Origin of the sequence: Flavobacterium sp. GCM10022190 (assembly GCF_042656445.1) — a bacterium.
Taxonomy (GTDB): Bacteria; Bacteroidota; Bacteroidia; order Flavobacteriales; family Flavobacteriaceae; genus Flavobacterium; species Flavobacterium nitratireducens.
The window spans coordinates 1,115,677-1,128,759 of record NZ_JBHSOQ010000001.1 but is presented as its reverse complement, the minus strand read 5'-3'; the positions used below and the strand labels follow the sequence as shown (position 1 = coordinate 1,128,759).

Here is a 13,083-nt window from a genome sequence, read left to right as displayed (position 1 = left end):
TTTTAATTCACTCTTGTTTGACATGAAAAAAAACAAGTTAAAAGACTGATTTACAGCAAATAAGATTAATAAAAATGATTTTTTAAAAAAGAAAAGTAACTATTTACCTAATTGTGATAATCAAAATTAGCCTTAAAATCAAAAAAGCCATTCACAATTAAGTGAAAAGCTTTTCATTGGTCTAACTACTAAACCAAGGTTAGCTTAACTAAGGCTAACCCAAACAACACAACTAGCTTTCAATACCGTATAGTGGAAAAAAAAGCCTTTCTGTTACGAAAGGCTTTTCCAATATTAGCGGTCTGGACGGGACTCGAACCCGCGACCCCATGCGTGACAGGCATGTATTCTAACCAACTGAACTACCAAACCTCTGCTTTATTGCGGTGGCAAAGATACAACAGATTTCTATTTACGCAAGTGTTTTTAATTAAAAAATAAAATATTTTTCGGCACAACTACCCAAACTTTTGCTTTTCAACCAAATAGGTTAGCATTATTTTTTGGAAATCATCTCTTATATTCACTGGAACATACTTGATTTTGTTTTGAGCACAACTTAAAGCCAGTTTTTTAAAATACTCAGCTACCTGCTTTTCATACTCCTCTTTCACATTTTCGGCAAAAAGAGCAATTTCATCCCCAGTTTCCACATCAATAAATTTTCGAGGTGCATTATCAAAATCAAAATTAAATTCGGTTTGATTATCAATTACATGAAACAAAACCACCTTATGCTTATTGTGTTTTAAATGTTGCAACGCACTCAACAATTTATCTTCATCTTCCGTTTGAAACATATCTGTAAACAAAACAATCATGGAACGGCGATGCATTTTCTCTGCAATTTGATGCAAATAAGTAATCGTATCTGTATTTTTTCTTTCTTTCGAATCCTTCAAAAGATTTTCAAGTGTATTCAAAATCATTCGATGATGACGGTCACTTCCTTTTTCGGGAGCATAATATTCATAGCTATCTGAAAAGACGCTTAAACCTACTGCATCTCTTTGTTTCTTTAATAAATTCATCAAAACCGCAGATGCCAATACCGAAAAACCTATTTTATTGTCATAAAAATGCTGGTTAGCCTTCAACTTAGGATAATGCATGGATGATGAATTATCAATAATAATATGACATCGCAAATTAGTTTCTTCTTCGAATTGTTTGGTATACAATCGATCCGTTTTAGCAAAAAGTTTCCAATCGATATGTTTGGTACTTTCACCCGAATTATACAACTTATGTTCGGCAAACTCAGCCGAAAATCCATGAAACGGACTTTTGTGCATTCCCGAAATAAAGCCTTCTACAACCTGATTAGCCAACAATTCTAAATGTTGGAAGCTCGATATTTTCTCTATTTGAGATTCGATTTTCATTCTTTTATTGTTTTATCTTTTGGGCTCGATACAATGCATCAGTTGCTTGTAACAATTTTCTTTTCAACATTGGATTCAAATTAGGATTTTCTTTTAAGAAAGTTTCCATAACCTGAAACGCATATGGAGAAGTATAATTACCAATCGTAACACTTAACCAACTTTTTGGAAAGAAGATATCTCCTGTTCGCTGAACCTCTTCCAACATTTCCAAGTACAATTTAAGGTTTTTTTGTGCACTTTCCTGACGCAAAGGATGATTTATATAACTCAAAGCGGTGATTACCCATGTTCCATGGGTTCTGTTTTTCTCCTCTTTAAAGGATTGCACTAATGCATCTCGAACTGCTACATCATTAGACAAAGCGGGAAGCAAAAATTCAAAACGACTTTTTTTATCTGGATTTTTGATTTCTTCCAAAGTTTTAACCAAAACCTCAGCTGCTTTTGGATGCTGATACAAAGACAACAACATCGCCATTCTTTCAAAGTCATCGTCATTTAATTTCAGACCTTCAAAAGTATCCGTTTTATTCCAAATGGCATACAAACGCTCTTTTCCAGCATCAGAATAGGCAACCGAAGTAAACATACCAAATACATTTTTCTTGTTATTAGGTAATTTATCCAACTTTAGATAGGCATAACTAAAATCCTCGATTATCTTTTGATAGAGTTGCTGTTGCTTTTCTGATAAATAATTCCAATACATACTTCGAACATACGAAGTAGCCAACTGAAGCACTAATTCATTTTGTTCTTCTTTCATCGCTTTCAATAAAACATCGATAGCTTTCACCGCAGGTACTTTACCTACCAACACATTTTCATACAGATTGATATAGCTAGATGCTCTAGCAACTTCATTTTTAATTGTATTCATTTTATCAATATCTGCTTCTTCTATTGGTAAAACACCATAACCAAAACCATTATAATTATAGACAATAAATTCAGGCTTAGCCCAACCTTTTATAGCCTCTAAAGAAATTGTTTTTTTATCCAAAACCACATCAACGACTTTAATTCCATCAGGATAAACTAAACCAATCTGAAAAATTTGTGACCATAAATTAGCCGAACCGTCTTCGGCCTGTTGACTGATTTCAAATTTTTTAATACGATTATCAACGTCATATTCTACCGCACTACTGATAATAGGCCGACCCGATTCATTTACCCAAACCTTGCTCCATTGCTTTAAATCAATCGGAGTTTCCTCATCTAGAATATCAATTAACTGATTCCAATCGGCGTTATCATTTGCATATTTCTGAATATATTTTTGAACTCCTTTTTGAAAAACAGCTTCACCAATTAAGGTCTCCAATTGACGCATCATAATGGGCGCTTTATTGTAAATGATATTTCCATAAAGCGAACCTGCATCTTTAAGATTAAATAAGTTCTGTCGAATAGGATGCGTACCTAAAGTTCGGTCTTCAGCATAAGCACTTGGGTAATGTGTTAACAAAAACTGCAAATCGTGATTGATTTCTGGAAAAGCAGGGTTCATAATTTTCCCAGCCATAAAATTGGCAAAAACTTCTTTCATCCATACATCATCAAACCATTTCATAGTAACCAAATCCCCAAACCACATGTGAGAAGTCTCATGTCCTATTAGTTTTGCTCTGTCTAACTTGTCACTACTCGTTGCACTATGATCCAAAAACAAACTTGATTCTTTATACTGAATAGCACCTACATGCTCCATTCCTCCAAAAGGATGTCCTGGAATAGAGGCAAAATCTAATTTTTGATAAGGGAATTTCACCTTAGTATATTCTTCTAAAAAATCTAAAGACTTTTCATGTAAATCAAAAATTTCCTGAGTACTTTCATTAATCTTTGCTGTATCTGTTTCACGATACAACATTGTCATATCAAAATGTCCGGGATTTCTTTTTACTTTACTAAACTTACCTGCAACAAATGAGAACAAATAGGTACTCATTTTATCAGAAGTCTTGAAATCGTAGGTAATAAAGTCAGCTGAATTTGTTTGTTTTTTTACGGCAGCGGCTGTAAGCACCTCCCAATCATTAGGAGCCGTAATAGACAAGCTATATTCTGCTTTAATATCTGGTTGATCAAAACAAGGAAACAATGTACTCGCTCGATCTGGAACTAACAATGTGTACAGATAATCATTATTTCTATTCAACGACAAATTACCAGCAATAAAATCAACTTTAATTTCATTAACACCCAATTTCAAGAACCTTTTATCTATAATAAGATGTTGTCTTTCGTGAACTATAGGAATGGTTTTTCCATTTATCTGAACTGACTTTATATTTTCCTTTTTTTCATTAAAATCCAAAAATAAAGCATTCGACAAATCGGCAATTTTTAAACGCAATTGCAATTTTGAAGCTATCGCTTCAGCTTTCGCTCTAGGAATTATAAAAGACAAGGAATAATTAACATCCGAAAGCTGTTGTTTTCTATAAACGGCCAATTCTTTCGAAATTCCTTCCTGAGCTAATCGATCAGAAAAAGAACTATTTTGTGCTGAAGCACCCACAACCAAAAAACAAAATAAATACAGGTAGAGTCTCATTTTAACAACATATTAGTGACTAAAAATAGAAAAAGGCTTGACTTGCGCCAAACCTTTTTCTCATATAAATCATAATCTTACGATTACAACAAAGCGTCTAAACTATCCGCGTAAGTTTGCTTAGGAGCAACTCCTACTTGCTTACCTACTACTTCTCCGTTATGAAAAACCAATACTGTTGGGATGTTTCTCACTCCGTATTTTGCAGCAAATTCTTGGTTTGCATCTACATCAACTTTACCTACAACAACTTTCCCTTCGTATTCATTGCTTAATTCGTCGATGATTGGTCCAACCATTCTACAAGGACCACACCAAGCTGCCCAAAAATCTACCATTACAGGTTTATCTGATTTCAAAACTACTTCTTCAAAAGTAGCATCTGTTATTGCTAATGCCATATTTTTTTATTTAAAATTTATAAATCAAAAGTCTTTAATTCCTTAAACACATTGCAAATTTAGAAATTAAATATTAAGTAAACATCATTCCTAAATTGGTTTTGGCTATTAATATATTGTTAATTATTATCAGAAAACTCAACTTTCAGTATAAATACGGAGAAAAAAGGAGGAATCTAAGAACCCTTTTTCTCCTTTTTATTTAGTTTAGTTTGAAATTTACTTGCATTTTCTCCAATTCTTGTAATAATTCAGTCGAAATTTTCACCTTCAATCTTCTACTTACCATACTTAATTTGGTCACCACCTTTACTTCTTCCACTTCGGTTACTTGAACTGCTTTAGTCTGAGTTATATCTGCTGCTTCGGCATCATCGATATCATCATCAAAAATCACTTCTTCATTTTCGTCAACTACAGGAGCTACTTCAATTAATTTTTTAATTTTCTCCAACTCCATTATTTCAAAAGTCACCTGATTATCCCCTTTATTCATATTAAACAAATTACTCAATTTATGAATAAAATCAGGATGTAAATCCCTAATATTCAATAGCACAATTAATTTTTTAGCAAATGATTCTAAGACATCTTGCAACTGTTTCATCTCTACAAATTGCAATCTTGGCTCTCCCTTTTTGCCTGTTTCCTGATTCATCCACCCCTCTTTGATAGTGAGCTTTATAAACATAAAATTGTTTTGAATGAAGAAATGACGGAACTTTAAATATTCTTCTCCAAAAATTCGAAACTCATAACTTTCGTCATAACCTTCTAAAGCAAACGAAGCCCAACCTTTACCATTCTTAGCTACCCTATGTTGAACATTATTAATAATCCCACCAAGAGTCAAAGTTTTACCCACATAAGCTTCCATGTTTTTTAGAGCGTTTAACTTGGCATTACAGAAATATTTCATTTCAAATCTAAAATCATCCAATGGATGACCAGAAATATAGATTCCAACTACTTCTTTCTCTTTGGCTAATTTTTCCATAGTACTCCAATCTTCACAAGGCGGAACTACAGGTTCGGCAATTTGAACTTCAGAAGTTTCGCCAAACAAACTTACTTGCGAAGAGTTTTCATTTTCCTGAAATTTAGAACCATAACGCATGGCTTTTTCATAAAAAGTAATCCCATCACCATCATCATGGAAATATTGTGCTCGGTGTGTATCGGCAAAACAGTCAAATCCACCTGCCAATGCTAAATTTTCAAAAGCTTTTTTATTAGCGGCACGCAAATCAATTCGTTTCGCCAAATCAAAAATGGATTTATACAATCCGTTTTTTCTATTTTCTACAATAGTTTCTACGGCTCCAGCACCAACTCCTTTGATTGCTCCCATCCCGAAACGAACGGCATAATTATCGTTTACGGTAAATTTATAATACGATTCGTTCACAGAAGGTCCTAAAACTTGCAAGCCCATTCGCTTACATTCTTCCATGAAAAAGGAAACCTGTTTAATATCGTTCATGTTATTCGAAAGTACCGCCGCCATATATTCAGCAGGATAATGTGCTTTCAGATAAGCCGTTTGATAAGCTACCCAGGCATAACAGGTAGAGTGTGATTTGTTGAAGGCATAACTCGCAAAGGCCTCCCAGTCCGTCCAAATTTTATCCAGTTTCTTTTCATCATGACCTTTAGCTACCGCCTGATCGATGAATTTTCCTTTCATCTTATCCAGTACGTCCTTTTGCTTCTTACCCATCGCCTTACGAAGTACGTCGGCATCCCCTTTTGAGAATCCAGCTAACTTTTGGGACAAAAGCATTACCTGCTCTTGATACACCGTAATTCCATAGGTCTCAGACAGGTATTCTTCACAAGCATCTAAGTCATAGGTAATTTCTTCTTCCCCGTTTTTTCTACGAACGAAAGAAGGAATGTATTCCAAAGGCCCCGGACGATACAAGGCGTTCATCGCAATCAAATCGGCAAATACGGTAGGCTTCAAATCCTTCATGTATTTTTGCATCCCAGGTGACTCGTATTGAAACACCCCTACTGTTTCACCTCGCTGAAACAACTCATAAGTTTTCGCATCATCAATTGGAAAATTATCTGGATTGAGTTCAATTCCCGTACGATACTTGACCAATTTCACAGTATCTTTAATCAATGTCAGGGTCTTCAGACCCAAAAAGTCCATCTTCAATAATCCAGCACTCTCAGCTACCGAGTTATCAAACTGAGTAACATATAAATCCGAATCTTTAGCGGTAGTAACTGGAACGAAATTCGTAATATCATCGGGAGTAATAATTACCCCGCAGGCGTGAATCCCCGTATTACGCATCGAACCTTCCAGAATTTTAGCCTGCTGAATCGTTTCTCCTGCCAAATCACCTTCATTAGCAATAGCGATTAATTCTTTAACACGATCAAATTCTTCAGAAGATTTCAGCGCTTTTTTCACATCCTCCTCATTTTCAGAAATAAATCGGGCCAAATTCCATTTTCCTGGCATCATTGCTGGAATCAATTTGGCAATTCTATCTGCTTCAAAAAGTGGCAAATCCAATACACGAGCCGTATCACGAATGGCTGATTTGGTCGCCATTTTACCATAGGTAATAATCTGTGCCACCTGATTGGCTCCGTATTTATTGATTACATAATCCATTACACGACCACGACCCTCATCATCAAAGTCGATATCAATATCGGGCATGGATACACGATCAGGATTCAGGAAACGCTCAAAAAGCAAATCGTACTTAATCGGGTCGATATTGGTAATTCCCAAACAATAAGCCACAGCCGATCCTGCTGCCGATCCACGACCAGGCCCTACCGAAACTCCCATTTTACGTGCTTCGGCTATGAAATCCTGTACAATCAAAAAGTAACCCGGATAACCCGAATTGGAAATGGTCATTAACTCAAAATCCAAACGTTCTCGTACTTCATCGGTAATTTCTTCGTAACGACGTTCTGCACCTGTATAGGTTAAATGTCGCAGATAAGCATTTTCGCCACGAACCCCTCCGTCTTCCAAATCTTCGGGAACTTTAAATTCGTCAGGAATCTCAAATTTAGGGAGTAATACATCACGATATAAAGAGTAAATTTCGACCTTATCTATGATTTCCTGTATGTTGATAATCGCTTCAGGCAAATCAGCAAAGAGTTTTTTCATCTCCTCATCCGATTTGTAATAATACTCCTGATTAGGCAAACCGTAACGGTAACCACGTCCACGCCCAATAGGAGTAGCTTGTTTTTCTCCATCTTTGACACACAATAAAATATCGTGCGCATTGGCATCTTCTTTATTTAAATAATAAGTATTATTAGTAGCAATTAACTTCACATTATGCTTCTTAGAAAACTCAATTAAGGTCTTATTTACCCTATTTTCATCCTCCTGATTGTGGCGCATGATTTCGAGATAAAAATCATCTCCAAATTGTGCTTTCCACCACAACAAAGCTTCTTCGGCTTGGTTTTCACCAATATTCAGGATTTTACTCGGAATCTCTCCGTATAAATTCCCAGATAAGACCATGATATCTTCTTTGTATTTTTCAACAACAGTTCTATCAATTCTAGGCACATAATAAAACCCATCCACATAAGCAACCGACGCCATTTTGGCCAAATTGTGATAACCGTTTTTATTTTTAGCCATCAAAACAACCTGATATCCGTTGTCTTTCTTGGATTTATCCTTGTGATTTTCGCAAATATTAAACTCACAACCTACTATCGGTTTGATTTCAGTCTCTGTAGGTTCTTCACCACTTTCTATTAAAGCTTTATTTTTTGCAGAAGCCCCTTTGTTGTGATTCATCACGGCACTCACAAAATGGAAAGCCCCCATCATATTCCCAGTGTCAGTCATGGCTACCGCTGGAAATTTATTCTTTGCCGTAGCAGCAACTAAAGGTCCAATTCCGATAGTAGATTGTAAAACCGAAAACTGCGTATGATTGTGTAAGTGGGCGAATTTTGCCTCCGAAAAATCTTTTCTATCAGCTTCAGAAATCGTAGTTTGAGGAGCAGCTCCCTCCGATTTTTTTAACTGCTCTCTAATTTTATCAGAAGCCGCTTTTAGATTAATATGTTTTAATCCGATAAGCTGAATTTCCTGCGGATTTTTGGCTTGAAAATCCTTAAAGTACGAAGCCGGAACATCTAGCTCTTCCTTAGTAAAAACTTCTCTTTTGATTAATTCTAAGAAACAACGCGTTGTTGCCTCAACATCGGCAGTTGCATTATGCGCTTCCGCAAAAGGGACATTGAATAAATACTCATGTAACTCGGTCAATGTTGGTAATTTAAATTTACCTCCACGACCGCCAGGTAATTTCAACAAATTAGCCGTAACCTCGGTACAAGTATCTAAAATAGGCATCGAAGCCATAGGCGAATCAACTCCCATACGGTGAAACTCACAGCCCATAATATTGACATCAAAACCTAGATTTTGCCCCACAATAAATTTGGCTTTGCTTAAAGCGATATTAAATTTCTCCAAAACCTCAGCCAAAGTGATTCCTTCTGCTTCTGCTAACTCTGTCGAAATACCGTGAATACGCTCTGCGTCATAAGGAATATTAAAACCTTCTGGTTTTACCAAATAATCCTGATGCTCTACTAACTGCCCCATATCATCATGGAGTTGCCATGCAATTTGAATACAACGCGGCCAGTTGGCAGTATCAGTAATAGGTGCGTCCCAACGCTTAGGTAAACCCGTGGTTTCTGTATCGAATATTAAGTACATAGCTGTTAATGAAGTATTTGCTTTTAGCAAAAATGAATTTCAAATTTAGCTTTTTTTCATACCAAAGAAAAGGGAAGTTATCAACAAAAAAAGGCAGCCCCGAAAGACTGCCTTATTCTATAAAATTAAATCGCATTTTACCTAAAAACCCATGCTAGAGTTAATCCAAATGCTACTGGTTTTAATTTCGCATCCTTTTTAGTGCTATACAATCCGTTTGCAGTTCTATCATCAATGGAGTTTGGATTATATCCAATATAGGATTTGTCTGTATCCTGATCTAAAATAGAACCATAACCGTTTTCTAAAAACATAGCAGTATACAAAGAATTTTTCGCTCCCATTTCAAAGGTAAAACCTAACTCAAACATACTCATAATTATTCCTTTGGTATCATATTCTCCCGTAGCCGAATAATTTTGCTTAGTACCAAAACCATATTCAGGTAAATCATCAATGTATAAGTTCACATCCGGATAATAGCCTGCTCCTTTAACCGAAGCAGCACTTGCTTCGATTTTATATTTTAAAGGCAAAAAGTACTTCGCTCCTGCTCTAAAATTAAAATCAATACCTTTGTTTATATTGGTTTTGTATTCTAAAAACAAAGGAATTTGTAAAGCATGAAGTGTTTGCTTTTCGTTGTAATTTTTAGTTGTTACATTGTATTCAAATGCTGAAGTTGACTCATCTACTTCATAATTTTTCAATACTGATTTTGAATTACTCAAGCTTGCATATTGTCGGTATTGCGAGAATTCAATTCCTGAACCAATCCCAATATGATTTGTTAAAGAATAAATATAGCCTGCTTTTATTGCTGCTCCTAATCTATTCCCTTGCAAAGTACCTGGTACATCATTTTGAATATTACCTATTCCTGACTGTACACCTACATAGACCTGAGCCATTATTCCTTGTGAAAGTAATAATGCAAACAGCCCTACATTTTTTTTAAAATTAAAATTCATACTTCTTTTTTTAAGATATGAATACCCATCCTCATTGCGATCAATGAGGATGCTGTATTCTATTATATTTAATTTCTAACTAATAATCCCTTTGTAAAAATCTTACCGTTTGACAAAGTCATTCTTACAATATACATTCCTTCTACCATAGGAGCAGTTAATGATACCGTATTTTCATTTGTATGCTTATCCTGCATCAAGACAGATCCCAAACTGAACACTTCAACATGTGCATTTTGCAATCTTGTCCCTGAAACGTTAGTCACAAGTTCATAGGTCGAACCTGCTTTAACAGGATTAGGAACAATTTTAATGTATTCATCTTCTATCGTTGGAGAAAAAGTTAACGAACAAGTAGTAACCACCATACCGTCTTTTCGGGTCGCTTTTGCATAATAAACGCCGTTCAAATCTCCTTCAGCTTCTTTATAATATTGTGTAGTTGCACCTGGAACTAAAACACCATTTTTATACCAAGTATAACTTACAAATTCTCTTGAACTATTATCAAAGAAAATAATATTATCAAATTGCTTTCTAATCAAATTTGGCTGACTATTGACAACTGTTAGACTTACAGATGTTGCCGGATTATAGTTATTATTTCCTGCCTGTGAAGCAATAATACTAGCAAAACCATAATCATGAGCAGACAAAATAGTATTAAATACAGTTGCTACATTGGTATTAGAAGAAGTATAGCTCACTGGTAATCCACTAGAGGAAACAGCAGTCAAGGTCGTAGACGACACTCCATCACAACCTAATGCTAAATCCTGACTCCAAGTTATCGTCTGATTCGCTTTAGTAATAGTAAAATTAGCTCCAACATAACTTATTGTATAATTCATCCCTGCCGTTAATGTCCCTTGGTTAATGGTATAAACACCTGCATTTTCACCAGTTGTTCTTGATAAAGCTCCCGTGAATGAATCACCAGTTACTAAACTTGGAGAAACGGTGTAAGCAAAAACAGGATCTGATGTTCCATACACTTTGGTTTGTCCTGTGGTAGCCGTAACTGTAATAGGCTTAGCAGTTATCGTAAAGTTATTAGCAACATAAGTAATCGTATAATTAGAACCGGCACTTAATGTCCCTTGTGTAATAGCATAAGCTCCAATATTTGTCCCTGCTACTCTACTCAAAGCTCCTGTGAACGAATCGCCTGAAATTAAGCTTGGTGAAACACTGTAAGTGAAAACAGGGTCTGATGTACCATACACTTTAGTTTGTGAAGTATTTGCCGTTACTGTAATCGGTTTAGCGGTAATACTGAAGTCTTTAGAAACATAAGTAATCGTATAATTAGATCCCGCACTTAAACTTCCTTGATTAATTGCGTAAGCTCCAATGTTCTCTCCTGCTACTCTACTCAATGTTCCTGTAAATGAATCACCAGTTACTAAACTTGGAGAAACGGTGTAAGCAAAAACAGGATCTGATGTACCATACACTTTCGTTTGTGAAACATCGGCTGTAACCGTAATCGGTTTAGCGGTTATACTGAAGTCTTTAGAAACATAGATAATATCATAATTATTTCCTGCACTTAAACTTCCTTGATTAATCGCGTATGCTCCAATGTTCTCTCCTGCTACTCTACTCAATGTTCCCATGAATGAATCACCTGAAACTAAACTTGGTGAAACACTATAAGTGAAAACAGGGTCTGATGTACCATACACTTTCGTTTGTGAAACATCGGCTGTTACCGTAATCGGTTTAGCGGTTATACTGAAGTCTTTAGAAACATAGGTAATATCATAATTATTTCCTGCACTTAAACTTCCTTGATTAATCGCGTATGCTCCAATGTTCTCTCCTGCTACTCTACTCAATGTTCCCATGAATGAATCACCTGAAACTAAACTTGGTGAAACACTATAAGTGAAAACAGGATCTGATGTACCATACACTTTCGTTTGTGAAGGAGTTGCCGTTACTGTAATTGGTTTTGCCGTAATAGTAAAGTTAGCACCAACATAAGTAATTAAATATTTAGATCCAGCTGAAAGCGAACCTTGATTAATAGTATAATTACCAATATTTTCTCCACTAACCCTTGTTAAAGATCCTGTAAATGAATCTCCAGAAAGTAAACTTGGTGATACTGTATAAGTTAAAACAGGATCATTCTCTCCATATATTTTAGTTTGAGAAGGTGTTGCAGTTACGGTAATTGGGATTTGATTTAATTTCAGTACATAATCATAGGTAGTAGTACAATTATTAGCATCAGTAGCGGTAACCGTAAAATTACTATCAGCAATTTGAGTTGAAGTACCTGTTATCTGTCCAGCTGTTGATAGCGAGAAACCAGAAGGCAAACTTCCCGCTGTAACTGCATACGTTTTAGATCCTGTTCCTCCTGAAGCTACTATAGTTTGACTATATCCAGTATTGTAATCATAACCAGACAAGACTGTTGTTGTGAAATTAATTGCTGTTGGTTGTGTAATAGTAAAGTTGCGTGTTGCAGTACATGCATTAGCATCAGTTATTGTTACGGTATAATTCCCTGCAGCTAGTCCGGTTGCCGTAGCAGCTGTTCCTCCAGAAGGAGCCCAAGAATAGGTGTATCCGCCGGCACCACCAGAAGCAGTTACTGAAGCAGTTCCGTTAGATCCTCCATTACATGATACATTAGTTTGTGATCCTGTTGTGGTGATTGCAGTTGGTTGTGTAATAGTAAAGTTGCGTGTTGCAGTACATGCATTAGCATCTGTTATTGTTACGGTATAATTCCCTGCAGCAAGTCCGGTTGCTGTGGCAGCTGTTCCTCCAGAAGGAGCCCAAGAATAGGTATATCCGCCAGCACCACCTGAAGCAATTACTGAAGCAGTTCCGTTAGATCCTCCATTACATGATACATTCGTTTGTGATCCTGTTGTGGTGATTACTGTTGGTTGTGTAATTGTAAATGATTTTGTAGCTGTACATCCATTAGCATCGGTTACGGTAACTGTATAACTTCCTGCTGCTAATCCTGTAGCTGTTGCTGCTGTACCTCCTGATG

Annotated in this window: 6 protein-coding genes and 1 tRNA gene; all 7 read right to left on the bottom strand. The window is 36.0% G+C overall.

Going from position 1 to position 13,083, the window contains the following annotated elements; all coding sequences use genetic code 11:
• Positions 1–298 precede the first annotated feature (298 nt).
• Positions 299–372, bottom strand: a tRNA-Asp gene (locus ACFPTQ_RS04710).
• An 86-nt stretch (positions 373–458) separates the two neighbouring features.
• Positions 459–1,385, bottom strand: a complete 927-nt coding sequence (locus tag ACFPTQ_RS04705) for a DUF58 domain-containing protein (protein ID WP_379774483.1) — start codon at positions 1,383–1,385, stop codon at positions 459–461.
• Positions 1,386–1,389: 4 nt separating this feature from the next.
• The gene (locus tag ACFPTQ_RS04700; protein ID WP_379774480.1) at positions 1,390–3,951 is read right to left on the bottom strand and encodes a M1 family metallopeptidase; all 2,562 of its coding nucleotides are present in this window, start codon (positions 3,949–3,951) and stop codon (positions 1,390–1,392) included.
• 83 nt (positions 3,952–4,034) lie between these two features.
• A complete protein-coding gene (gene trxA / locus ACFPTQ_RS04695) occupies positions 4,035–4,352 on the bottom strand; it encodes a thioredoxin (protein WP_024980008.1) in 318 nt (105 codons plus the stop codon).
• Positions 4,353–4,554: 202 nt separating this feature from the next.
• On the bottom strand, positions 4,555–9,093 hold the full coding sequence (dnaE, locus tag ACFPTQ_RS04690) for a DNA polymerase III subunit alpha (protein ID WP_379774476.1): 4,539 nt from the start codon (positions 9,091–9,093) through the stop codon (positions 4,555–4,557).
• A gap of 137 nt (positions 9,094–9,230) precedes the next feature.
• Complete coding sequence (locus ACFPTQ_RS04685) at positions 9,231–10,064, bottom strand: outer membrane beta-barrel protein (protein ID WP_379774473.1); 834 nt, start codon at positions 10,062–10,064, stop codon at positions 9,231–9,233.
• 68 nt (positions 10,065–10,132) lie between these two features.
• The coding region (locus ACFPTQ_RS04680; RefSeq protein ID WP_379774471.1) for an MBG domain-containing protein at positions 10,133–13,083 on the bottom strand (2,951 nt) is incomplete at its 5' end.